At 65.1% G+C, this 22,967-nt stretch carries 26 protein-coding genes and 1 other annotated feature; of the genes, 7 read left to right on the top strand and 19 right to left on the bottom strand.

Annotated features, from left to right (window positions below; all coding sequences use genetic code 11):
- Window positions 1–148: 148 nt before the first annotated feature.
- The 8 genes from glyA to K5554_RS04400 all read right to left on the bottom strand — a co-directional run bounded on the left by glyA (window position 149) and on the right by K5554_RS04400 (window position 6,786).
- Window positions 149–1,396 (bottom strand): serine hydroxymethyltransferase, encoded by a 1,248-nt coding sequence (gene glyA / locus K5554_RS04435; protein ID WP_221039934.1) that lies wholly within the window; start codon window positions 1,394–1,396, stop codon window positions 149–151.
- Window positions 1,397–1,473: 77 nt separating this feature from the next.
- The gene (locus K5554_RS04430) at window positions 1,474–2,043 is read right to left on the bottom strand and encodes a TIGR01440 family protein (protein ID WP_370636962.1); all 570 of its coding nucleotides are present in this window, start codon (window positions 2,041–2,043) and stop codon (window positions 1,474–1,476) included.
- A gap of 5 nt (window positions 2,044–2,048) precedes the next feature.
- Entirely contained in the window at window positions 2,049–2,501 is a 453-nt protein-coding gene (gene rpiB / locus K5554_RS04425) for a ribose 5-phosphate isomerase B (protein WP_221039932.1), read from the bottom strand.
- A gap of 101 nt (window positions 2,502–2,602) precedes the next feature.
- A complete protein-coding gene (locus tag K5554_RS04420; protein WP_221039931.1) occupies window positions 2,603–4,240 on the bottom strand; it encodes a methyl-accepting chemotaxis protein in 1,638 nt (545 codons plus the stop codon).
- A gap of 85 nt (window positions 4,241–4,325) precedes the next feature.
- Complete coding sequence (locus K5554_RS04415; protein ID WP_221039930.1) at window positions 4,326–4,829, bottom strand: low molecular weight protein arginine phosphatase; 504 nt, start codon at window positions 4,827–4,829, stop codon at window positions 4,326–4,328.
- A gap of 6 nt (window positions 4,830–4,835) precedes the next feature.
- The gene (locus K5554_RS04410) at window positions 4,836–5,105 is read right to left on the bottom strand and encodes a TMEM165/GDT1 family protein (protein ID WP_255565579.1); all 270 of its coding nucleotides are present in this window, start codon (window positions 5,103–5,105) and stop codon (window positions 4,836–4,838) included.
- A 94-nt stretch (window positions 5,106–5,199) separates the two neighbouring features.
- Window positions 5,200–6,270 carry an L-threonylcarbamoyladenylate synthase gene (locus K5554_RS04405; RefSeq protein ID WP_221039928.1) on the bottom strand — a complete coding sequence of 357 codons (1,071 nt, stop codon included), beginning with the start codon at window positions 6,268–6,270 and terminating at the stop codon, window positions 5,200–5,202.
- A gap of 12 nt (window positions 6,271–6,282) precedes the next feature.
- Window positions 6,283–6,786, bottom strand: a complete 504-nt coding sequence (locus K5554_RS04400) for an NYN domain-containing protein (protein ID WP_221039927.1) — start codon at window positions 6,784–6,786, stop codon at window positions 6,283–6,285.
- A gap of 535 nt (window positions 6,787–7,321) precedes the next feature.
- Window positions 7,322–7,601 (top strand) — a binding site (T-box leader).
- Window positions 7,602–7,740: 139 nt separating this feature from the next.
- Between K5554_RS04400 and K5554_RS04395 the strand changes: the two genes are divergently transcribed.
- The 3 genes from K5554_RS04395 to K5554_RS04385 are packed head-to-tail and all read left to right on the top strand — an operon-like array spanning window position 7,741 to window position 10,341.
- On the top strand, window positions 7,741–8,757 hold the full coding sequence (locus K5554_RS04395) for an ABC transporter substrate-binding protein (protein WP_221039926.1): 1,017 nt from the start codon (window positions 7,741–7,743) through the stop codon (window positions 8,755–8,757).
- Window positions 8,758–8,770: 13 nt separating this feature from the next.
- Window positions 8,771–9,535 (top strand): ABC transporter permease, encoded by a 765-nt coding sequence (locus K5554_RS04390; RefSeq protein ID WP_221039925.1) that lies wholly within the window; start codon window positions 8,771–8,773, stop codon window positions 9,533–9,535.
- Window positions 9,529–10,341: an ABC transporter ATP-binding protein gene (locus K5554_RS04385; protein ID WP_255565504.1), complete on the top strand. Its 813-nt coding sequence runs from the start codon at window positions 9,529–9,531 to the stop codon at window positions 10,339–10,341. The genes K5554_RS04390 and K5554_RS04385 overlap by 7 nt, the downstream gene beginning before the upstream one ends.
- 137 nt (window positions 10,342–10,478) lie before the next feature.
- On the opposite strand, the gene K5554_RS04380 is transcribed toward K5554_RS04385, so the two are convergent.
- The 5 genes from K5554_RS04380 to K5554_RS04360 form a co-directional block, all read right to left on the bottom strand.
- A complete protein-coding gene (locus tag K5554_RS04380) occupies window positions 10,479–11,267 on the bottom strand; it encodes a putative hydro-lyase (protein WP_221039924.1) in 789 nt (262 codons plus the stop codon).
- An 18-nt stretch (window positions 11,268–11,285) separates the two neighbouring features.
- A complete protein-coding gene (locus K5554_RS04375; RefSeq protein WP_221039923.1) occupies window positions 11,286–12,056 on the bottom strand; it encodes a LamB/YcsF family protein in 771 nt (256 codons plus the stop codon).
- A gap of 75 nt (window positions 12,057–12,131) precedes the next feature.
- Window positions 12,132–13,160, bottom strand: coding sequence for a biotin-dependent carboxyltransferase family protein (locus K5554_RS04370; RefSeq protein ID WP_221039922.1), 1,029 nt, complete (start codon window positions 13,158–13,160; stop codon window positions 12,132–12,134).
- Window positions 13,160–13,903 carry a 5-oxoprolinase subunit PxpB gene (gene pxpB / locus K5554_RS04365; RefSeq protein WP_221039921.1) on the bottom strand — a complete coding sequence of 248 codons (744 nt, stop codon included), beginning with the start codon at window positions 13,901–13,903 and terminating at the stop codon, window positions 13,160–13,162. Before pxpB ends, K5554_RS04370 begins: the two co-directional genes overlap by 1 nt.
- A 27-nt stretch (window positions 13,904–13,930) precedes the next feature.
- Window positions 13,931–15,151, bottom strand: a complete 1,221-nt coding sequence (locus K5554_RS04360; protein ID WP_221039920.1) for an NRAMP family divalent metal transporter — start codon at window positions 15,149–15,151, stop codon at window positions 13,931–13,933.
- A 236-nt stretch (window positions 15,152–15,387) separates the two neighbouring features.
- On the opposite strand from K5554_RS04360, the gene K5554_RS04355 reads away from it, so the two are divergent.
- The 4 genes from K5554_RS04355 (at window position 15,388) to K5554_RS04340 (ending at window position 18,144) form a co-directional block, all read left to right on the top strand.
- The gene (locus K5554_RS04355; protein ID WP_255565503.1) at window positions 15,388–15,654 is read left to right on the top strand and encodes a YqhV family protein; all 267 of its coding nucleotides are present in this window, start codon (window positions 15,388–15,390) and stop codon (window positions 15,652–15,654) included.
- 101 nt (window positions 15,655–15,755) lie between these two features.
- Window positions 15,756–16,526, top strand: a complete 771-nt coding sequence (locus K5554_RS04350) for an ABC transporter permease (protein ID WP_221039919.1) — start codon at window positions 15,756–15,758, stop codon at window positions 16,524–16,526.
- Between the two features lie 11 nt (window positions 16,527–16,537).
- Window positions 16,538–17,380, top strand: a complete 843-nt coding sequence (locus K5554_RS04345) for an ABC transporter ATP-binding protein (RefSeq protein ID WP_221039918.1) — start codon at window positions 16,538–16,540, stop codon at window positions 17,378–17,380.
- Window positions 17,381–17,583: 203 nt separating this feature from the next.
- Window positions 17,584–18,144, top strand: coding sequence for a biotin transporter BioY (locus K5554_RS04340; protein WP_255565502.1), 561 nt, complete (start codon window positions 17,584–17,586; stop codon window positions 18,142–18,144).
- Between the two features lie 59 nt (window positions 18,145–18,203).
- Here the strand turns inward: K5554_RS04340 and K5554_RS04335 are convergent, their stop codons facing one another.
- From K5554_RS04335 to rpmE, 6 genes are all read right to left on the bottom strand, one after another.
- Window positions 18,204–18,542, bottom strand: coding sequence for a P-II family nitrogen regulator (locus K5554_RS04335; RefSeq protein WP_221039917.1), 339 nt, complete (start codon window positions 18,540–18,542; stop codon window positions 18,204–18,206).
- 98 nt (window positions 18,543–18,640) lie between these two features.
- On the bottom strand, window positions 18,641–19,798 hold the full coding sequence (locus K5554_RS04330) for a cation:proton antiporter (RefSeq protein ID WP_221039916.1): 1,158 nt from the start codon (window positions 19,796–19,798) through the stop codon (window positions 18,641–18,643).
- Window positions 19,792–20,694 carry a peptide chain release factor N(5)-glutamine methyltransferase gene (gene prmC / locus K5554_RS04325; RefSeq protein WP_221039915.1) on the bottom strand — a complete coding sequence of 301 codons (903 nt, stop codon included), beginning with the start codon at window positions 20,692–20,694 and terminating at the stop codon, window positions 19,792–19,794. Before prmC ends, K5554_RS04330 begins: the two co-directional genes overlap by 7 nt.
- A 1-nt stretch (window position 20,695) precedes the next feature.
- Window positions 20,696–21,763 carry a peptide chain release factor 1 gene (gene prfA / locus K5554_RS04320; RefSeq protein ID WP_221040514.1) on the bottom strand — a complete coding sequence of 356 codons (1,068 nt, stop codon included), beginning with the start codon at window positions 21,761–21,763 and terminating at the stop codon, window positions 20,696–20,698.
- Window positions 21,764–21,782: 19 nt separating this feature from the next.
- Complete coding sequence (locus tag K5554_RS04315; RefSeq protein ID WP_221039914.1) at window positions 21,783–22,637, bottom strand: DUF1385 domain-containing protein; 855 nt, start codon at window positions 22,635–22,637, stop codon at window positions 21,783–21,785.
- 124 nt (window positions 22,638–22,761) lie between these two features.
- Window positions 22,762–22,962, bottom strand: coding sequence for a 50S ribosomal protein L31 (gene rpmE / locus K5554_RS04310; protein WP_221039913.1), 201 nt, complete (start codon window positions 22,960–22,962; stop codon window positions 22,762–22,764).
- Between the last annotated feature and the right edge of the window lie 5 nt (window positions 22,963–22,967).

Here is a 22,967-nt window from a genome sequence, read left to right as displayed (position 1 = left end):
CCAGGATATGCACCGTTGACACTGTACCTTCCTCCCCGGTGTTAGTTGCCAATTCGCCAAGAACCGGTGGGTACCCTAAATGCGCCCCTCCCTGTGGGTTCAGCTGGGGCTCGCCCTGTTCGTTCGTTGAACCCTGGGACCATCGTGCCTAAACGCCAGGATCCGCGTACAGCGGGTAGGCGGCGCAGAGGTCGCGCACGCGGGCGCGCAGTTTTTCCTTCACGCCGGGCTCCCTGCCCCGGGTCAGGGCCAGGGCGATGATGTCGGCCACCTCAACCATATCCTTCTCCGTGAGCCCGCGCGTTGTGACCGCCGGCGTCCCCAGGCGCAGGCCGCTGGTGACAAAGGGGCTCTCCGGGTCGAAGGGAACGGCGTTCTTGTTGGCCGTGATGCCCACCTCGTCCAGGATGGCCTCGGCCTCCTTGCCGGTGAGGCCCTGCGGGCGCAGGTCGACCAGCATAAGGTGGTTGTCGGTGCCGCCCGAAACCAGGCTGAACCCACGCTCCATCAGCCCCTGGGCCAGGGCCCGGGCGTTTTTCACGATGCGCTCCTGATAGGCCTTAAACTCCGGCGTGAGCGCCTCCTTGAAGGCCACGGCCTTGGCGGCGATGACGTGCATGAGGGGCCCGCCCTGGATGCCGGGAAAAACGGCCTTGTCGATGGCGGCGGCGTTCCTTTCCGGGCACAGGATGAGGCCCCCGCGCGGCCCGCGCAGGGTCTTGTGGGTGGTGCTGGTCACGTAATCCGCCACCGGCACCGGACTCGGGTGCAGCCCCGCGGCCACCAGGCCGGCGATGTGGGCCATGTCCACCATCAGGAGGGCGCCCACCTCGTCGGCGATGGACCGGAAGGCGTCAAAATCGATGATGCGCGGATACGCGCTCGCCCCGGCTATGATCAGGCGCGGGCGCTCGCGCCGGGCGATGGCCCGTACCTCCTCATAGTCGATGCGACCGCTCTCCTTGTCCACCCCGTAATCCACAATGTGAAACCACTGGCCGGAAAGGTTGATGGGGTGCCCGTGCGTCAGGTGGCCGCCGTGGCTGAGGCGCATGCCCAGGATGGTGTCGCCCGGGTTCAAGGCGGCAAAATAAACGGCCGTGTTGGCCTGGGCGCCGGAGTGGGGCTGGACGTTGGCGTGCTCCGCCCCGAACAGCCTGCAGACCCGCTCCTGGGCCAGGCGCTCGGCGATGTCAACGAATTCGCAGCCGCCGTAGTAGCGCCGGCCGGGGTAGCCTTCAGCGTACTTGTTGGTGAGGACTGAACCCTGCGCCTCCAACACCGCCCGGCTCACGAAGTTTTCCGAGGCGATAAGCTCCAGGCGTTCCTGTTGCCGCTTGAGCTCCAAAGAAATCGCATCCGCAATCTCGGGATCAACCGCTCGCAAAGACCCCATAGAACACTAACCCCCTCATAAGAAGACCCTAGTAGCTTTTCATCTCCCTCAGGGATCAAACCCGGCGCCCCACACGCCTACTTTTCGTCCGGCGGCGCCGGCCGGCCCGGTTTCACATACACGGCCCGCGCCCCGCCGATGAGCTTGGGCCGCGTCCGGGCGGCCACCAGCGGGGCGGCCCCGATGTGGTCCACGCTGAGGCGGGTGGGTACCGCCACGGGCCGCAGGTGCATGCCGATCAAGGTATGGCCGATGTCGAGCCCGGCATGGGCCTGGATGCACTCCACCAGCACCGGGTCCTTGAAGGCGTCCATGGCCAGGGCGGCAAGCGAGCCGCCGGCATGGGGCACCGGGTAAACGGCTACCTGCTGCAGGTGGTACTCTTTAAGGACCGGGCGTTCCACCACCAGCGCCCGGTTGAGGTGCTCACAGCACTGCACCGCAAGGTGAATCCCCGCTTCCCCGGTCACTCTAAGGAGCGGTTCCAGGATGGCCGCCGCTACCTCACAGCTGCCGCTCGAGCCGATCTTTTTGCCCTGTACCTCGCTGGTGCTGCAGCCCACCACCAGGATGCTGCCCGGCTCGAGCTGCGCGCGCGTCAAGAGTTCCCGGGCCGCCTGCTCTGTGGCCCGGGCGATCTCCTCCAGCAAGCCTACTCCCTCCCGTACTTCTTCTCGATGGCCGTGATTTTCTCCACGCGCCGGGCGTGGCGCCCGCCCAGGGGGCCGGCAGCCAACCAGGTTCGCACGATGTCCAAGGCCAGGCCCGTACCCACCACCCGGGCGCCCAGCACCAGAATGTTGGCATGGTTGTGTTCCCGGCTGGAGTGGGCGGAGAAGGTGTCACCGCAGAGCGCGGCCCGCACCCCAGGCACCTTGTTGGCCACCATGGACATGCCGAGGCCGGTGCCGCAGACGAGGATCCCCAGGGGGAAGTCCCCGCGGGCCACCGCCTCGGCCACCGCCAGGCCGAAGTCGGGGTAGTCGCAGGAGTCGGTGCTGTGGGTACCGAAGTCCTGATACGTCAGCCCTTGTTCATCCAGGTAGGCCTTAATGGCTTCTTTCAGCTCGTAACCGGCGTGATCGCTGCCGATGGCCAGCCGCATAAACCTCACCTCACGATATTCATTCCCTAAAGGGCTGTACTTCTTCCTTCCGGTGCCCATTTCCTGCCCGGGCCGAAAAATATTTGAGGCGCCGTAGCGCCTCACAGCCGGATATCCCCGCCCAGTACCCCCACGATGTCGCCGTCCTTGTCCCGGAGCGGGCAGGAAAGGGTGAGGCAGGGGCGATACGTGGCCGCCGAGATGTACACCTCCGAGACGTACTCCTTGCCTTGGCGCGCCTCCTGATACCAGGGACGGTGGCTGACATCGAGGGTACCGAGTTCGGTTTTGGTAATGGCGGTGGTCTTGCCCTGAGCGTCGGCGGCGAAAAGGAGCTCAAAGAGGGGGTGGCGCGCCAGCGCTTCCTTAAACGCCTTGAGTTGTCCGGCCCCGTCGAGCGCCGCCAGCCGCCCGTCAACCGCCAGGCGGCGCAGGATCTCCCTACCTTCCTGCACGCGCGCCTTAAGCACCTCCGGAGCCACCTTCACGCCGCCGAACTTCCGGCTCAGGCCGTACAGCCGCTCCGCCATCTCGCTGAGGCGTCCGGCGGCGTGGGCCATCTCCTCCACCGAAGCCGCCTGCTCCTCGGCCGCAGCGGCGGCTTCTTCGGTCCCGGCCGCCGTTTGCTGGGCGCTCGTGTTGACGCCGCCCATAAGCTGCCGCACCTGGGCCACCTTTTGCGCCTGGTCCTCGATGTACCGGGTGATCTCGTCCACCTGGCCCTGCGCCTCGCCCAGAACCGCCGTCATGCTCTCGAGCGCCGAACGCGCTGCCTGCGATTCCGCCAATGCCCGCTGGGCCCGGCCGGCCTGCTCGTCCATCGCCTGGGCCAGGGCCGTGTCCTCGCTGTGAATCCGCTCCAAGATCGTTGTAATCTCCTTGGCGGCCGCCGCGGCCTCTTCGGCCAGTTTGCGGATTTCCGCCGCCACCACTGCAAAACCGCGTCCCTGTTCCCCGGCCCGGGCTGCTTCAATCGCCGCGTTAAGGGCCAGGAGGTTGGTCTGCTCGCTTATCTGGGTCACGCTGTCCACAATGGCCCCCACCTGGCGCGTCCCCTCGGTATGCGTGCGCACCTGCTCGGCCAAAGCCCGGCTCTTTTGCGCCGCCTGATCCACCGCCTGCAGCAACGCCTCCAGCGCCGTGCGGCTGCTGCTCACATTCGCGCCCACCTGGCTCATGGCCTGCCCGGTGGCCTGGGCCCGCGCGGCGATGGCGGCGGCACCCTCGTGCATGGCCTGGGTCGCCTCCAGCGTGCCGCGCGCCGACTCTGCCTGCGTGCCGGCCTGCTGGGCCATCTCCTGCACCGCCTGCGTGATCTGCTCCGTGGCAGTGCGCGCCTGGTCGCTGCCCGTCTTCAGCTCCCCGGCCGCCGTCCGCATCTGGTCGGCCGCCACCTGCAGCTCGCCCAGCACCTGCTGCAGCCGGGCGGCCAGCTCACGCAGGGGTGCTCCCAGCTGAGCGGCGGCACCCGCCAGGTGCTCCGGGAAGGCGGCAAAGGTGTCGCCCGCCGCCAACGCCTCGAGATACGCCTTAAGTGACGCCAGAGAACGGCGCTGCCAGGTGGCATCCAGCCACAGGAACCCCAGGGCCACCACGACCCACCACAGGGCCAGGCCTGCCGCCAGCGCCGGGCCCCGCTGCGCCCGGGCGGCAGAGAGCCAGAGAGATCCGCCGCCGCACACTGCAGCCACCACCAAAGCCAAGAACACGCGCAGGACCGCCCCTGTTTTGTTGACCACGCCGATACCTCCTTCCATTCCAGCACAAAAAAAGAGAGCGTCCTTTTCGCGTAGATTCGCCCTCGAGGAACATTTTTCCTGCTGTTTATACCCTGCCCGCCAACATTTTCTTGATCCGGCTCACCACCGGAGCGAGCGCCGCTTTGAGCTGGTCGCGCACCCGGCGGTACGCCTCCTTCGGCCGGCCGAAGGGGTCTTCAATGTCCCCTATCCGGGCCGGGTCTTCTCCCACCAAAGCCGCCATCTCCGTGAGCGCAAAGGTTTTGCCGCCTAGGGCCGGAAGCCAGGCCACCAGGTGTTCTTTTTGGGCGCGCGTCATGGTGAGCACCAGGTCAGCCTGTTTGAGCATCTCCTTGGTTACCTGCTGTGCCCGGTGGCCGCTCAGGTCAAGCCCTTCTTCGCGCAGAACCGCCGTCGCCTGGGGCGTGGCCAAGGTTCCCGGTATGGCGGCCAGCCCGGCGGAGGCCACCTCAACCTCGCCCGCGCGCGGCCCCAGCTCGCGCGCCAGCGCCTGCTCGAGCAGGGCCGCCGCCATCGGGCTACGACAGGTATTGCCGGTACAGAGGATGAGAACCTTCAGTTTGGCCACGCAAGTTCACCCCTTCCGCATGAGGAGGAGCACCCCGAGAAGAATGAAGGCCAGTCCCGCACCCCGCTGCAGGTAGTGGGGCGGAATAAAGCGCGTCAAGGCCTCGCCGGCCAGGACACCGATGAGGGACGAAAGCACCAGGGCGCCGGCAGCGCCCAGGAAAACCGACCACAGGGCACGGCTTTCCGCCGCCAGAAGCAGCGTGGCCAGCTGAGTCTTGTCCCCCAGCTCCGCCAGGAACACCAGTGAAAAGGTGGTCAGCACCGTCTTCCACACCAAACCCCGTACCCCCTGCTGCGCCTCAGCGCCTTCCTTTAACATTATCGCGCCTGGGCTCCAGTTATACCGCTGGGCATAAATGCCAGCGGTTCTAGACTTTTACGATGTGGTACCCGGCCGCCTTGCGCAGGCGGTTCATCACCGCGAGACCCAGCCCTACCATCTCCACGCCTTCCGCCAGGACCACCTCGACCCCGGCGGCGTCGAAACGGCGCAAGAAATCAAACAGGTTGTTAGCAATGCTCCCCAAGTCCGACCGGGCGCCCACCACCGCCGTCCGCCGTTCACCGTAGGCGCCCGCCGTCTCGGCGGTGGCCATGATGGCGACTTTCCTGCCTTGGGCGGCGTACTCGTCGTACAGCGCACGGATGCGCTCCTCAATGCGTTCCGGCGGCCCCTCAAACACAATCACGTCGGCTTCAGGAGCGTAGTGCTTGTACTTCATCCCCGGCGCCCGCACCCGGCCGATGGCAGGAGGTGTGTCCTCTACCGTGGTGGGATCCACCGTGACGTCCGGCACCACTTCCCGCAGCTCCTCCAGCGTAACTCCGCCGGGGCGCAGGATTTGCGGCGGGTCCACCGTCACGTCGAGTACCGTGCTTTCCACCCCCACACCCGTGTGCCCGCCGTCGATGATCATGGCGACGCGCCCGGCGAGGTCGGTGATCACATGCCCCGCCGTGGTCGGGCTCGGCCGCCCTGAGAGGTTGGCGCTCGGCCCGGCGACGGGGCGCCGGGCGGCGGCGAGGAAGGCCAGCGCCACCGGGTGCGACGGCAGGCGGATGGCCACCGTATCCAGGCCCCCCGTGGTGCGGCGCGGCACCTCGGGACGGGCGGGAAAAATGAGGGTGAGCGGCCCCGGCCAGAAGCGCGCCATGAGGCGTTCTGCCACCTCGGGCACCGCGCGCACCAGCGGTTCGATCTCCGCCGGGTGGGCCACGTGCACGATGAGCGGGTTATCCGAGGGGCGGCCTTTGGCCGCATAGATCTTCCCCGCCGCCTCGGGGTCCAGGGCGTTGCCGCCCAGCCCGTAAACCGTCTCGGTAGGGAAGGCCACCAGCTCGCCCCGGCGGATGAGCTCCCCTGCTTCTTCCAGGGCCTCCAGGTCCTCCTTGTTCCGCACCTTCAGCACCTTGGTGCCTTTTATTTCCTCTATATCCATCCTCCATTCTCCTTATCTCTTGCGCCTGCTTCTGCGCCCTTTGGGCACACGCCCGTCCCCGTCGTCCTCGTATTCCTCGCAAGCTTTGTCCCAAGTACCGTGGAAAGCCGCCCGCCTGCCTTCGGCCGGCCGTCGATAACGTCGCATCTCGATGGCCTTAACCACCTGACCCCAGAACTCTTCGCTCGACAGCGTTTGTGCCCCGCGGCGCCGCGCACCTTTCTGCACCTCGATATCCGAGCTTACCACTACGGTCCCGGGACCGGCCAACTCGATAATGGCTGCATCAGCCGGCCGGGCAAACTCCGCGCGGATGCCGCCGCGCGCCCAGAAACCGCTTCCGCCCGGTCCGTCGAAGACCACGGTGATCTCAATGTTCTTCCCAGCTTTGTAGAGAAAGAGCCGGTCGAGGAGGGCCTCGCGCCCCGCCTCCAGGCCCCGTTGTTCACTCCCGGCCAGTGCCGGCGTGCGGCGGATGAGGTTATACCCGTCGACGATGTAATGTACCAGATTCACTCCCCTTCTCTTCCGAGGTTTCTTTCCTGATTATACCTTATCCGACTGGAATCGGCAAACGAACAAAAAAGCCCGGGTGAAAACCCAGGCCGACTGCAGGGGCGACTTAAGCTGAAGAATTCACCGCAGGAGGTAGTACGCTACCCCCGCCACAATCAAAGCGACAAGAAGGATCAGGCTCCACCTCGCGCCGCTCGGCGCAGCCTCACGGTGCGCCGGCTCGTACACCGGCCGGCTTGCGCCGTCTGGACCGGTCCCCGGCGCTTCGTGTCCCGCATGAGCGTTTCCGCTACCGTAAATCGGGCCATGCCCGTGAGGACCGCAGCATCCCATGCTCTCACCTCCCCAAATACCTCTACCCCCTTAGGGTAGTTGCCTGCCTTCAGTATAAACCTCGGAACGCCTGCTGTCAAGCGGTGTGAAGGCGCAGGGCAACTGTTGACGCTCATCGCGGCTCACGAGCAGACGCTTGACACTCCCTCCCCGGCTTGTTATAATCTCAGGCAAAGAAGTACGCTACCCGTGTTGGGTAGTTAGGCAGGCTAAGAAGGGGAAGAGTAAGGCCGCCCCGCCCGGAAAGAGAGGGGTTGCCGGCGGCTGAAAGCAGCCCCCGGGACGGACGGCCTGAAGTGCACCCCTGAGCCTCCCGGCCGATAAGGTAGGTCGGGACGGGAAAGGCCCGTTACAGCCCACGAGTGGAACCTAAATGAAAAAGGGGGTAGACCGGGCCGGCCTTTCGGCATTGGCCCCGTTATCTGCCTGGAAGGCGTTTAGGTTCAAATAGAGTGGAACCGCGGAAAAGCTCCGCCTCTACAGCAAGGCGGAGCTTCTTGCTTTCAGGAGGTGAAACCATGCGCGTTTATACGAGTATGGAACGATGTCGCCCGGGCACCGGACTCAAAGCTCCGGCGAGCTTAGACCCGAGACTTTTTAAGCTAAGTGGAGGTAAACAAGATGAAGAAGCCGACCGCACTTCTTTTGGCCGTGGCTCTTTTCTTCAGCCTCGTTCTTGCCGGGTGCAGCGCGTCCCAGCAGGCCCAGGACGCAGCCAAGACGCCAGGCAACCTCACCCCGGTAAAGGTGGCTTATTTCGGCGGCGGGCTTTGCGACGCGCCCTTTTATGCGGCCTATGAAAAGGGCTTCTTTAAGAGAAACGGCTTAGCTGCCGAGCTCGTGAAGGTGGATTTCAACACCTTAAAGGAAGGTGTGGCCACCGGTAAAGTGGCGGCCGTCACCACATCCTGGGGCTCCCTGAAGGCCGTGGAACAGGGCCTTAACCTTAAGGTTACGGCCGGCCTGCACGCCGGTTGTGTTCAGGGCGTGGCGGCCGAAGATTCGCCCATCAACACCCCGGCCGATCTTAAAGGTAAGCGCATCGGGGTGGAAGCCATCGGCGGCCAGCCTATGACCACCCTCATCCGCGAACTTACCCGTCTGGGCATCGACCCCGAAAAGGATGTAACCTGGAAGGCCTATCCGTCGCCGCAGCTGCAGCAGGCACTGGAAAAAGGCGAGATTGATGCTTACGTAACCTGGGATCCCATCCCTGAAATCGCCCTTCAGCAAGGAAAGGTAAAAAGGATCTTTTCTACCGCCGCCTCCGCCCCTTACAACCAGGAATACTGCTGCTACCTGGGTGTTAACGGCGACCTTGTGAAAAAAGATCCCCAGACCGCCGCCGCGCTGACCCGGGCGATTCTGGAAGGCGCCGAATGGTCCCGCGAACACCCGCAAGAGCTGGCCGCTCTCGCCCTGGAGAAGGGGTACATCAGCGGCGACAGCGGGCTTAACGCCCGTCTTGTCCAGAACTACCATTACGCCCCCGGCTGGGACGTGAAGGACCAGCTTACGAACATTGCCCGGGAGCTGAAAAAAGCCCGCGTCTTCGAAGCCGACACCGATGCCGAAAAGTTCGTCAGCGATACCTTCGTCCCCCTTCCGGGGGTGGCTCTGGAAAAGAAAGGTTCTTAAGGCAGGGATCAATGTGGCTAGAATAAGAGAAGCCGTTCCGCTGGCAGCAGCGGCACTGGCTCTGGTCGCCCTCTGGCAGCTCCTGACGGATGGGTGGGGGCTCTTGCCCCTACCCTTTTTCCCTTCCCCCGTTAAGGTTTTCAGCGTTTTCTTCTTGGACTACCGGTCTTTAGCCGTAAGCGCACTTCATTCTTTGAGGCTCCTCTTCCTCGGCTTCGCCGTAGGTGCCGGGGCAGGACTCATGACGGGCGTGCTCATGGGCTGGTACCTCCCCGTGCGCTACTGGTTGGGCGCGGTACTCCGCTTCATCGGCCCGCTTCCGGCCACCGCCTGGATACCGCTCGCCCTGGCCATCTTCCCCACCAGCTTCAGCGCCAGCGTTTTCATCCTGGCCCTCGCCACTTGGTTTCCGGTGACGGTCATGACCTGGTCCGGGATCAGCAACGTACCTCGTGCCTACTTTGAAGTGGCCCAGACGCTGGGAGCTGGGGAAGGCTTTCTCATCCGGCACGTGGCCGTCCCGGCGGCGCTTCCTTACATCTTCGTCGGGCTTTTTATGGGCCTCGGTACGTCCTTTACCACGCTGGTGGTGGCGGAGCTCCTGGGCGTCAAGGCTGGGCTGGGCTGGTACATCCAGTGGCACATGGGCTGGGGCGAGTATTATAAGGTCTATGCCGCCCTGCTCACCATGGCCGCCCTCTTCTCCCTTATCATCACCGGCCTCTTCCGCCTTCGCGACCGCGTGCTGGCCTGGCAGAGGGGGTTCATAAAGTGGTGAAAGAAAAAGAAACCCCGGCGCTGGTCCTGAAAGAGGTAAGCAAGGCGTTTCAGCAAAGAAACGGCCGGGCCCTCCCGGTTCTTACGGACGTTAACCTGCAAACAGCGCACGGAGAGTTTGTTACGCTGCTCGGACCGAGCGGTTGCGGCAAGTCAACTCTCCTGCGGCTCCTGGCCGGGCTGGATACGCCGACGGCAGGTGAAATCTCTGTTTTCGGCTCACCGGTGCGCGGGCCGCACCCGGAGCGCGGCCTCGTCTTCCAAGACCCAACCCTCTTTCCCTGGCTCACCGTGGCCCAAAACGCAGCCTTGGGGCCTACCGCGCGCGGTCTCCGCATCCCCCGGGAGGAGGTCCTTGCGTTTCTTGACCGGGTAGGGCTCGCGGACTTTGCCTCCGCCTTCCCCCACCAGCTGTCGGGAGGCATGGCCCAGCGGGCCGCTTTAGCCCGGGTGCTCATTAACCGCCCGCGCGTTCTGCTGCTCGATGAACCCTTCGGCGCCCTGGATGCTTTTACCCGGATGGACATGCAAAACCTCCTCCGCAGCCTTGTGGCCGGCGAAGAGATCACCACCGTTCTGGTCACCCACGATGTCGACGAGGCGCTCTTTTTGAGCGACCGCATTGTGGTCCTTACCGCGCGCCCCGGCCGCATCCAGGCGACCCTGTCTGTCCCCCTTCCTCACCCCCGCGATCGCTCGGCCCCGGCCTTCCTCAAGCTCCGGGGCGAGCTGCTCAGGCTGTTCGCCCAGGCGCAGGAAGCAGGGCGGGAAGGAAGCGCGGGCGGACTACCGAACGCGGCCGGTTAAGGGGGCCCCGGCGCAGGCGTTCGGCCGGTCTCCTGCTGAAAAAGCCGCGGGGCCGGGTGTAACCCGGCCCCTTCTATACCCCCCTTCTTGTCGGAAAAGGCAGCGGCGGAGAGAAAGCCCCCTCCGGCCCAGGGAAACTAGAGCGCGGCCAGTTCTTCGTTTTTCAGGTCGGTGATGAACATATGCCCGGGGGCATGGGTGATCATAAAGTCGGGTTTAGCCTCCATGGCCACCGCCTGCGGCGTCACCCCGCAGGCCCAGAAGACGGGGACCTCGCCGGGCTTTATGGTTACCGCGTCGCCGAAGTCCGGCTGCATGACGTCGCGGATGCCGATGACGGCCGGGTCGCCGATGTGCACCGGTGCACCGTGCACGGCCGGGTAACGCGACGTTACCTGCACCGCCCGCACGACCTGCTCCGGTGGAATGGGCCGCATGCTCACCACCATGGGCCCGTGGAAAACCCCGGCCGGGGTGCACTCGCGGTTGGTGATGAACATGGGCACGTTGCGCCCTTCCTCGATGTGGCGTACGGGAATTCCGGCCGTAAGAAGCGCCGCTTCAAAGGTAAAGCTGCAGCCGAGGAGAAAGGCGACAAGGTCGTCGCGCCAGCAGGCGGTGATGTCCGTCACCTCGGCCGTGAGCACCCCGTGCTCCCATACGCGGTAGCGGGGAAGGTCCGTCCTGAGGTCCGCCCCCGGCGCCGCCAGGCGCGGCACGGGCGAGCCTACTTCGGTCACGTCCAGCACCGGGCAGGGTTTGGGGTTGCGCATACAAAAGAGGAGAAAATCAAAGGCGTACTTCTGGGGCAGGATCACCAGGTTGGCCTGGGCGTAGCCGGGAGCCAAGCCCGGCGTAGGCTGCGTGTACTCGCCGCGGCGGATGGCCGCCCTCAGTTCCGGGAGCGGAAGGTCGCGAACATCCATCTGCCCGCCCTCCCTTTCCTAACCTACTACCTTGGCCAGCGATACAACCTCCACCCCGGCCGCCGTTAAAGCCTCACGGATACGGGCCACAAAGGCGATGGCCTCGGGGTTGTCACCGTGAACGCAGATGCTGTCGGCCTGAATGGAGACTTCTTCGCCGCTGATGGCCGTTACCTTACCCTCGGTGACCATGCGCACCACGCGGGGGATGGCCACCTCCGGGTCATGGATCATGGCGCCGGGCTGGGAGCGCGGCACCAAGGTGCCGTCCGCGGTGTAGGCGCGGTCGGCAAACACCTCCTGCGCCACCTTGAGTCCCACCTCCCGGGCGGCCGTAACCATCTGCGAGCCGGCCAGGGCGAGCAGAATGGCGTCCGGCGCCGCGGCCTTCACGCCTTCAGCGATGGCCTGCGCCAGCTTGGCGTCCTTCGCCGCCATGTTGTAGAGGGCGCCGTGGGCCTTGACGTGCTGCAGCGGCCGGCCCGCGGCGCGGGCGAAGGCGGCCAGAGCCCCGACCTGGTAGATGACGAAGTTCTTAACTTCGTCGGGGGTGAGGTTCATGTTGCGCCGCCCGAAGCCCTGGAGGTCCGGATACCCGGGATGCGCCCCCACGCCCACGCCGTTTTCCGCCGCCAGCGCCACGGTCTTGGCCATCACCATGGGATCGCCGGCGTGAAAGCCACAAGCGATGTTGGCCGAGGTGACGTGCTTTAAGACCTCGGCATCCAGACCCAGTTTGTACGCGCCAAAGCTTTCGCCAACGTCCGAATTCAGATCCACGCGAACCATAAAATGTGCACCTCCCAAGGAGAAAGCAATGCGAGCGCCCCGCCTTAAGCAGGGGTGCCTACGTTTCAGACGGTCTCACAGCTCTTCCACAGTGGCTTCAAACTTCTTTCCCTGCACGGTGATGCGGAAGTGGCGCACGCGCCCCGCCGGGCGGGAAAGGAGCTCGGCCAGGCGCCAGAGCTTCTCTTCCTGCCCGCGCAGGAGCTGAACGGCTTCTTTTCGGCTCACGGCGGCAAAGCGCACCTTGTCACCCGGCTTGGCCTGGCCGATGCGGTAGAGGTCGGCGCTTATGACCGTAGCAATCTTGGGATAGCCGCCGGTCGTTTGGCGGTCGGCCAGCATAACGATGGGAAGGCCGTGGCCCGGCACCTGCACCGCCCCCAGGGGTATCCCGTCGGATATAATGTCCGCACTGCCCGCGTGCTCGATCTTCGGCCCTTCCAGGCGGTAGCCCATGCGGTCGGCCTCATTGGTCACGGTGTACTCGCCGGTGAGGAAGGTCTCGCGCCCGGCGGCGGTAAAGTGGTCGTCCTGCGGGCCGAGGACGACGCGCAGGGTAAGGCTGCCTTCATAGGTTGGGATGAGCTCCGGCGGCACGCGGCGCCCCACCAGCGCGCGGGCCGCCGCCGCCGGCTCCCCGGCCGCCAGCCGGTCCCCGGCCTTGAGCGCCCGGCCTTCCAGGCCGCCGATCTTGCCGCGCAGGTAGGTAGAACGGCTGCCCATCACGACCGGCACATCGATGCCCCCGGCCACCGCGAGGTATGCCCGGCAGCCGCTTCTTACCCCGGTGAAACTGATTTCATCGCCCGCCTTCACCGCCGCCGCCTGCCAGAGCGGCAGCGGTGCACCGTTGAGCATGGCGCCCAGGTCAGCTCCGGTAAGGGCGATCACGGCCGGGGACAGCACCTTGAGCGCAGGCCCGAGGAGGGTGATTTCGAGCGCCGCTGCCCCTTCGGCGTTCCCCACCAGGAGATTGGCCGCCCGCAGGGCGTACTCGTCCACCGCGCCGGCCACCGGCATGCCGAAGGCCTGGTAGCCGTGCCGGCCGCGGTCTTGCACTGTGGTAAGAAGGCCCGGCGCCAGCACTTCAAAGACCGCCGCCATCACGCTCCCCTCCCTTCGCCCTTGGGCTCAACCTGAACCCGGTACGTGCCGGCGGCCACCTGGGCGGCTATAGCGTCGTATTCCTCGTTCGTGACGGCCGTAAAGCGCACGTAGTTTCCCGCCGCCAGGAGCACCGGCGGTTCGCGGAAGGGGTCGTACAGCTTCAGCGGGGTGCGCCCGATGAGCTGCCAGCCGCCCGGGCTGTCGATGGGGTAAATGCCCGTCTGTTTCCCGGCGATCCCCACCGATCCGGCCGGGATCTTGGTGCGCGGCGTCTTGAGGCGCGGGGTAGCGATGCGCTCGTCCATCCCCCCCAGGTAGGAGAAGCCCGGGGTGAAGCCCAGCATGTAGATGAGGTAGTCGGTCCCGGTGTGGATGCGGATTACCTCCTCGGCGCTGAGGCCCGTGTGCTCGCAGACGAACGGCAGGTCGGGGCCGAACTCGCCCCCGTAGCACACCGGCACCACCGTAACCTCGGGCTCAGGCAGTTTAAGCTCCCCCAGGTTACCCGCCAGGTGAGCCAGGCGCTCCTCCAGCGCCTCCGGCGCCACCGTCAGCGGGTCGAAGTGCACCAGCAGCGAGCGGTAGGTGGGAACCACTTCCACTACCCCGGGAACAGGCGCGGCTTCCAGGGCCGCCGTCAGGGCCCGGAGGCGGGCGTTGATCTCCGGAGCGATCTCGTCACCGAATTCCACCACCAGCGCCCGCTCGCCGGCCGGCAGGAACCGCGGTTCGCTGTACATGGAGCAACTCCCCCATAGCGTTCTTTTTTAACGGCTCCAGAGCGCAGCCATACCTTTAAGTGAACTCACCCCGGCGTAAAGGGCAATAGCCACCACCAGCACACCGAAAGCAATCATCCAGTTGGGGTGTTTGTAGTCGCCAATGATGTCTCTGCGGCGCGAGGCCAGGAGCATGCTGCCCAACGTGATGGGAAGGATAAGGCCGTTGAGCGACCCGGCCAGGATGAGGAGGGCTACCGGCTTCTCCACAGTGACGAACAACAGCGTTGAGGCGGTGATGAAGCCAATGATCCACTTGGCGTTGTGGCGGTCGATGGACTTGTGCAGGGTCCGGAGGAAAGAAACAGAGGTGTAAGAAGCACCCACCACCGAGGTAATGCCGGCCGCCCAGAGAACGATGCCGAAGATCTTGTAACCGATGAGCCCGGCCCCGATTTGAAAGGCGGAAGCGGGCGGGTTCGCCGGGTTGAGCTTGGCACCCGTGGCCACCACGCCGAGCACGGCTAGAAACAAGAGGATACGCATGACGGAAGCCACCACGATGCCGGTAACCGAACTCTTGGTCACCTCGCCCAGGTGCTCCGTGCCCTTGATGCCGGCATCCAGCAGCCGGTGGCCGCCCGAAAAGGTGATGTAGCCGCCTACGGTACCACCGAGCAACGTCACAATGGGCAGGAAGGGTATGTGCGTCGGTGCCACCATGCGAACCACGGCCTCACCCACCGGTGGCCTGGTGACAAAGGCGACGTACAGGGTCAAAGCCAGCATGACGAAGCCCAATGCCTTGGTGAAGTTGTCCATGGCCTTGCCCATTTCCTTGGAAAGGAAAATATAGAAGGCGATCAGAGCCGAAATGATGGCGCCGGACTTAAGGTTGAGACCGAAGAGGACGTTGAACCCCATGGCGGCACCGCCGATATTGCCCACGTTAAAGGCCAGGCCCCCCAGGGCCACCAGAAAGGCGACAAAGTACCCCAAACCAGGAAGCACCTTGTTGGCCACGTCCTGCCCTCGCAGGCCGGACATGGTGATAACGCGCCAGACGTTGAGCTGGGCACCGATGTCGAGAATGACGGAGGCTAAGATGACAAAGGCGAAATTGGCCTTGAACTGCTCGGTGAAAACCGCCGTTTGGGTGAGAAAACCGGGACCGATGGCCGACGTAGCCATGAGAAAGGCGGCACCCAGGAGAACCCCGGCGGTGTTCTTCTTGCCCACCTCTGCCGGCGATGTCGATGGCGATGGCATGACTTCTTCCTCCTTTCCGTCTCTGCCCTTCATGAGTCCGGGACACCGGTCTTACGCCCTTTCACCTCCTCCCATAAAGCCGGGAAGGGTATTTGCCTTAATAATTCGGCACCCCGGGCCATTCTCCTGCCGCAGCAGTAAAGGAACCTGCCTGGTCTCAAGGCCCGCACGCGGCCATATACTCAAAAAGAGACTTCGGCACTTGGTAAGTCCACTTCGTTCGGGGGGGAGAAACGTTGCCGGAAAGCCGCTTCGTCTGGGCCATGGCGCTGATGCGCGTTTTTGCCGGTTGTCTGGAGGTGACGGCGGCGCTTTTTATGCTGCGGTTGGGCCGGGTGGAGAGCGCTTTTCGCATCAATGCCTGGCTCGGGATCATCGGCCCCACCATCTTCCTCGTTGTCGGCAGCCTGGGACTGGCCGGCATGGTGGGCCGGATTCCGCCGCTTAAGGTCGCCCTGCTCCTCGGGGCGGTCATCTTCATCCTGGCCAGCACGCAGTTTTAGGTGCCCAGGCACCAGTCGCCCCTTTCCCGGCATATACTGCCCACGGATCGGCGCTCAGGGGCCGGCCTGCGCGCTCACTTTCCGGGAAAAGGGGTGATCGTTTGCCTAGGTACCTGCACCAGGTGGGGTTTTTGTGCGCCCTGGCCCTGGTTTGGGAGGTCCTGGCCCGGCTCAACATCTGGCCGGAGCTGCTCTTTCCTTCCGTTACCGGCATCCTCGCCAGCCTGGCCGGCGAGATCAGCCGGGGCGAAATCGCCGGCCGCACCTGGTACTCGCTGTCGCTCATCGGCACCGGGCTGAGCCTGGCCATCGTGTCCTCTTTTCTGGCCTGCGCCCTGGCCATGCTCCTGCCGGCCTGCGCCGACGCTCTCTCGGCGCTCATGGCCGTGCTCCATCCGCTGCCCGCCATCGCTGTCCTGCCCATCCTGCTCCTGTGGTTCAAGACCGGCCCACACTCCATTGTGCTGCTCATCCTCTTCTCGGCCTTCTGGCCCCTCACCGCCAGCATCCACGCCGGCCTGCGCTCCGTCCCGGTAACCCAGGTAGAAGTAGGGCGCAACCTGGGCCTGCGGGGCTTCGGCCTGGTGGGGAACGTGATGCTGCCGGCAGCTCTTCCGGCCATCATCGCCGGGCTGCGGGTGGGCTGGGCGCGGGCCTGGCAGGCCTCGGTGGCTGCAGAGATGGTCTTCGGCGCTTCGGGCAAAGACGGCGGTCTGGGCTGGTTTCTCTATAAGAAGCGGTATTTTTTGGAAGTGCCGGCCGTTTTCGCCGGCATGCTGGTGATCATCGCCATCGGCCTCCTGGTGGAAAACTTTCTCTTTAAGTTCCTGGAACGTCACACCATCGAACGCTGGGGCATGAGTTCCGAATAAGGGGTGAGAACATGAAGCAGGTGGAGTTCCGGCAGGTAAGCAAGGTCTTTGTCGCCGGCGGGCAAAAGATCGTCGCCCTTAGGGAGATTAGTTTCGCCGTCGAGCCGGGTCAGTTCTTGACGGTGATCGGCCCCTCCGGCTCCGGCAAGACCACCCTGCTGCGCTGCCTGGCCGGTTTTGAAACCCCCACCAGCGGTGAAATCCTGGTCGCCGGGCGCCGGGTGACCGGCCCCGGGCGCGATCGCATGATGGTGTTCCAGGACCTGGGCCAGCTCTTTCCCTGGCGGACGGTGTTGGGCAACGTCCTTTTGGCGCTGCGCCTGGCCCGGCCGGAGAAAAGCCGCCGGGAGTGCCTCAACCTGGCCCACTCCTACCTCAAGCTCGTCGGCCTGGAGGAGTACGGCCACCTTTATCCCCACCAGCTCTCAGGCGGCATGAAGCAGCGCGTGGCCATCGCCCGGGCGCTGGGGGTGCAGCCGGCGGTGCTCCTCATGGACGAACCCTTTGCCAGCCTGGACGCCATCACCCGGTCGGGGCTGCAGACCGAGCTCCTGCGCATCTGGGCGGAGAAGCACGTAACCATCATTTTTGTCACCCACAACATTGAGGAGGCCCTGCTGACGGCCGACCACATCGTGGTCCTGGCCCGCGGCGGCGGTCTGCGCGCACTGGTGGCCAACGCCCTGCCGCGTCCCCGTCGGGTGGAAGACCCGGCCTTCGCCGCCGCCTGGCAGAACCTGCACCGGCTGCTGGGCCAGGCGCAGGCACAGCCGGAAGGGGGCACGGCGCCGCTGCGCGAGCCGGAAGCGCACCCTCTGGTGCGGCCCGCCGCCGGCGGCGCGCCCCTCGCCTGACCAGCGCGCTGCGCACCTGCTGCGGACAAGGGCACGCCGAAGCGCGCCCCCGCGGTCCGGCGGCGCAGCCCTCCTTTTGCCCGGAATGTTAACCAGATATACTTTTTGAGTTGACAATTTCCCGGGAAATAGGTACACTCAAGGAGTGAAGCGCGGTACGCGCCGCGCCCCCCAGCCTATTGAATAAGGAGGTATCCACCCAAGTGAAAAGGCCCACGTTGCGCGAGACAGCCTACATAGGTGTCTTCGCCGCTCTCATGACCGTCCTGGGTTACGTGGAAATCCCGCTGCCCTTCAGCCCCGTACCCATCACCGGACAGACGTTCGGGGTGATGCTGGCCGGAGCGCTGCTGGGGAGCCGCCTGGGTTTCCTGGCGCTCGCGGTTTTTGACCTCGCCGGCCTGGCCTTTCCGGTATTCGCCGGCGGAAGCGGCGGACTGGCCGTGCTGGCCGGCCCCACCGGCGGCTACATCCTCAGCTGGCCGCTGGCCGCCTGGCTCATCGGGCGCCTCACGGAGCAGGTTCCACGGCCGGGCTTTCTCCGGCTCTTTGTCGCCAACGTCCTGGGCGGCGTCATCGTCATCTACGCTCTAGGGGTAACGCAGCTCGCCCTGGTGGCGCACATCGGCTTCCTCCCGGCCGTGGCCAAGGGAGCGCTCCCCTTCCTCCCGGGCGATCTCATCAAGTGCGCCGTCGCCGCCGTGGCGGCGCAGCGCCTGGCGGCCCACCATCTCGCCCCGCGCCAGGCCGGCGCCCAAAGTTAAAACCGGCCTATAGGAAAGGGCCACCCCTCGCAGGGTGGCCCTTTCCGTTGCCCGTACTCTTACTCCACCAGGCCGTAGACGTTTTGTACCGGCATGGTAAACATGATCCCTGATCCCGGCTCCTTAAGATCCAGGAAAGCCTGCACGGCAGCGACGGCCGCATCCAGCACTTCATTAGAGTCCAGTACAGAAAAGATAGTCTTGTTCATGGGCGGCGAGCCTTTGAGGGCGCGGGTAAAGCTGGCCACCAGCGGACCGGAATAACCGGATTTTGCCAAGGTTCGCCCCATGCCCACGCTGTCGATGATGGTGGCGCCTTTAGCTCCCTTCGCGGCCAGAAGCTCCAATACCTCTGTCAGTAAGCTAGTCTTGTTCAAGACTATTACCAACAGATGCAAGTTATCCCCTTCCTTCTTCATCCGGTCCCCACTACCCCCTTTTGTATATTCGCCACTCACCGTACAAAACCTGCTGCGCAGCCGTTTTATGGCTCCGTCTAGGGCTCACCGGCCTTCTCACCGCCCAGCGCGAACGCCAGCCTGAGAAGCGGCGGCGTAACCAGCGTCGTCAAAAGCACCACCAGCACCGCCATGGAGTAAAGCGCCGGGTCGATGATGCCGCCCTTCAGGCCCAGGTCCGCCACAATGATCCCCACCTCACCGCGGGCAATCATTCCCACCCCCACCCGCAGCGCACTCACCCAGGGGTAGTGGGCCAGCCCGGCGCCCAAGCCGCAGCCCAGCACCTTGCCGAGGACGGCGACGACAACAAACGCCGCACTAAACGCGATGAGGCCGCCCCGGATGCTGCCCAGCTGGGCGTTGAGGCCGATGTTGATGAAGAAAACCGGCACCAGCAGGGCGTAGCCCAGCGCCTGCACCTTGTCTTCCACTTTATGGCCGTACGGGGTGCGGGAAAAGAATACGCCCGCCAGGTAGGCCCCGGTGATGGCCGCCACGCCTGAGGCCTCCGCCCCCCAGGAAAAGAGCAGGCACGCCACCAGGCTAAAGGTCAAAAGGCCTTCGGTGATGTCAAGCTGCGTTACAAACCCGGCCAGGCGCGGCAGGACGAAGACGCCGGTCAGCCCGGCCGCCAAGAAATAGCCGGTCATGTGCTCAAAGGCACCGGCCACGGATGTGGTGGCCCCCTTCGTCCCGGTGAAGCTCGCCACCAGGGTGAGCACAATGATGCCCAAGACGTCGTCGATCACCGCCGCGCCCAGGATGGTTACCCCCTCCCGGCTCTTGATGCGGTTCATCTCCATCAAGGTCTGGGCCGAGATGCTGACGCTGGTGGCGGTAAGGATGGCGCCGGCGAAGGCACTCTGCGCCCAGGAAAGGCCGAAGGTGCGGCCCACCAAAGCGCCGCCGAGAAAAGGCAGCACCACGCCGCCGCCGGCCACCAGGAGCGCCGGCCCGCCCGATTCGCCCAGCTGCTGCAGGTCGGTTTCGAGGCCGGCGATAAACATGAGAATGATCACGCCCAGCTGCGCCAGATCGGTGATCAACTCCGACGGGTGCAGGAGCCCCAACACGGAAGGCCCGAGCACTACCCCCGCAATCAGCTCACCCAGCACGGCCGGCTGGCCCAGCCTTTGTGCCACCCAGCCCCCGGCTTTTGTCGCCAAAAGAATTGCTATAAGTTCCATCAGCATTCTTTATTTCCCCTGTCTAGCGCCCTATTAGTGGCCTGGACCACCCGTTCGATACCGGCCAGATCCTTCACGGGTGAGAGCGGCGTGAGCCCCGCCCCCATGAGCAGCCGGCAGACGGCAGGGGCCTGGCCGGCGCCCACCTCGAGCAGCACCCAGCCCCGCGGCGCCAGCCGCGGCCCGATGCCCGTCGCCAGGCGCCGGTAAAACGCCAAGCCGTCCGGTCCCCCGTCGAGGGCGGCCGGCGGCTCGTGTTTGACATCCGCCGGCAATTGCTCCAGCTCGCCGGCCGGGATGTACGGCGGGTTCGAGACAATGATGTCAAAGGGGTGCCCCGGGATCACGTCTTCCTCCCGCAGGGCGCCCCAAAGGTCTCCCAGCCTGAAGGCAATGCGTTCTCTGACGCCATGGCGCTTCGCGTTCGCGGCCGCCACTTCCAGGGCGGCCGGGGAACAATCGGTGGCCACCAGCCGTACCGTCGGCAGCCCCACAGCCAGGGTAACCGCGATGGCCCCCGAGCCGGTGCCGAGGTCCAGGATGCGCAGCTCCCCTTTGGCCGCCACAAGGTCGGCCGCTACCTGCAAGGCCCGCTCCACCAGGATTTCCGTCTCCGGCCGGGGTATGAGCACGGCCGGCGTCACCTTGAAGTCAAGCCCGAAAAACTCCTTGTGCCCGGTGAGGTAGGCCACCGGCGTGCCCTGCACCCGCCGGGCCACCAGGGTGCGAAAACGTTCCAGCACGCCGGCCGCCAAGGGCTCCCCCAGGTCACGGAAGAACTCCGCGCGGCCTTTTCCCAACACATGCCGGAGCAACACCTCACTATCCAGCCGGGGGGACTCCACCCCGGCCTGGTGCAGCCGGTCGCTCCCCTCCTGCCAGGCCTCCGCCAGCGTTACCATCCTAGCCCACCCGCTTGAGCTTTTCAGCCTGGTCGGTGGTGATGAGGGGTTCAATGACGGGGTCCAGCTCCCCTTCGAGTACCGCACTGAGCTGGTGGAGGGTAAGGTTGATGCGGTGGTCGGTCACCCGGTTCTGGGGAAAGTTGTAGGTGCGGATGCGCTCGCTGCGGTCCCCCGTACCCACCTGGCTGCGCCGGGCTTCCTCCAGCTCCGCCCGTTGCTCCTGCTGTGCCTTGTCCAGGAGCCGCGCCCGGAGCACCCGCATAGCCTTGTCCTTGTTCTTCAGCTGCGACTTTTCGTCCTGGCAGGTCACCACCATCCCCGTGGGGAGGTGGGTGATGCGCACGGCCGAGTAGGTGGTGTTCACGCTCTGACCGCCGTGGCCGCTGGAGCAGTAGGTGTCAATCCTGAGGTCTTCGGGATTGATCGCCACATCCACCTCTTCCGCCTCCGGCAGTACCGCCACCGTCACCGTGGAGGTGTGAATGCGCCCGCCTGATTCCGTCACCGGGATGCGCTGCACCCGGTGCACACCGCTCTCGTACTTGAGCCGGCTGTAGGCACCCTCGCCGCTCACGGCAAAGATGACCTCCTTAAAGCCGCCCAGCTCCGTGGGATGGGCGTCCAGCACCTCACTGCGCCAGCTGCGGCTTTCAGCGTAGCGCTGGTACATGCGAAAGAGCTCGCCGGCGAAAAGGGCCGCCTCTTCTCCGCCCGCCCCGGCGCGGATCTCCATAATGACGTTTTTTTCATCCAGAGGGTCCTTGGGCAGGAGGAGAATGCGCAGCTTCTGCTCCAGTTCTGCCTGCCGCTTCTCCAGCGCGTCCACCTCGCCGGCCACCAGCTCGCGAAAGTCCGGCTCCAGCTTTTCTTTCAGGAGCTCCCGGTTTTCCGCCAGCTCTTCCTCGACCTTCCTGTACTCGCGGAAGGCGGTGACCACCGGTTCCAGCTCCGCGTGCGCCTTGGCGTGCCGCCGCCACTCGTCCTGGCGCTGGATCACCGCCGGGTCGGCCAGGAGCCGGCCCAGCTCTTCGTAATGCTCCTCAATCGAGGCCAGTTTTTCCATCATCTCGGTCATTTCTCTCACCTCAAGATTCCCTTTTCACAACCTCTTCCAGCGCCCGCAGGGCCACTTCCAGTTGCGCGCCGTCAGGCTCACGGGTGGTGAGCCGCTGCAGCAAGAGCCCCGGCCAGGAAAAGGCGCGTACCAGGGGTGAGTTGCTGCGCCCCGCCAGGCGCAGGAGCTCGTAGGACAGGCCGGCCACCGCCGGCAGGAGCAGCAGGCGCGAGAGCACCCGCAGCCAGAGCGCCGGCCACCCCAGAAAGGAAAAGAGGATAATGCTCACCACCATGACATAAAGGAGAAAGCTGGTCCCGCAGCGGGGATGCAGGGTGCTGAAGGGGCGGGCTTCCTCCACAGTAAGGGGCCGGCCGTGCTCGTAGGCGTGCACCACCTTGTGCTCCGCCCCGTGGTACTCGAAAATGCGTCGGATGTCCTTCAGGCGGGTTATGCTTAGGATATACAAGAAGAAGATGGCCATGCGCAGCACGCCCTCGCCCAGGTTAAGGAGCAGCGGGTTGCCGCCCCCACCCAGCCAGCGCATGAGCACTGTAGGCAGGAGGATAAAGAGCCCCACTCCCAGGCCCAGTGCCGTGACGAGTGTCAGCACCAGGTCGCGCGGTGTAAGCTTTTCCTCCTCGGCGCCGAACTGGTTGGCGGAAAAGGCGAGCGCCTCCAGGCCCACCACCAGGGAATCGACGAGGGCTGCCGCGCCCCGTACCAGGGGCCAGCGCAGACAGGGAAAACGCCGACCGGCGCTCCACGGCTCCTTCACCTGTACCACTATCTCGCCGCTCTCGCGCCGCACCGCCGTGGCTACAAAGCGCCGCCCGCGCATCATGACGCCCTCGATCACCGCCTGGCCGCCGACCTGCCGCACCATGCCCAGCCCTCCTCTCCCCGGTTGCGCGCCGCCGCCGCGGCCGCCCGTGATCAGATAGAAACGCCGGCTTTGCCCCCCTGCGCCGGGTGCGCGCCCGGCACAGAAAAGCAGAGCCGGCGCTCTGCTACTTAAGCCCGAACTTCTTCGTGAAGCGTTCGACCCGGCCGCCGGTATCGATGATCTTCTGCTGCCCCGTAAAGAGCGGGTGGCAGTGCGAGCAGATCTCAACGCGCAGGTTCTTCTTGGTGGAACCAGTCTCAAAGGTCGCCCCGCAGGCGCAGGTGACCACGGTCTTGTAGTATTCAGGATGAATCCCCTTCTTCACAGTTC

The organism is Gelria sp. Kuro-4 (assembly GCF_019668485.1).
Classification (GTDB): Bacteria; Bacillota; DTU030; order DUMP01; family DUMP01; genus DUMP01.
The sequence above is the reverse complement of the archived record's forward strand: the minus strand, read 5'-3'. Positions and strand labels throughout refer to the sequence as shown.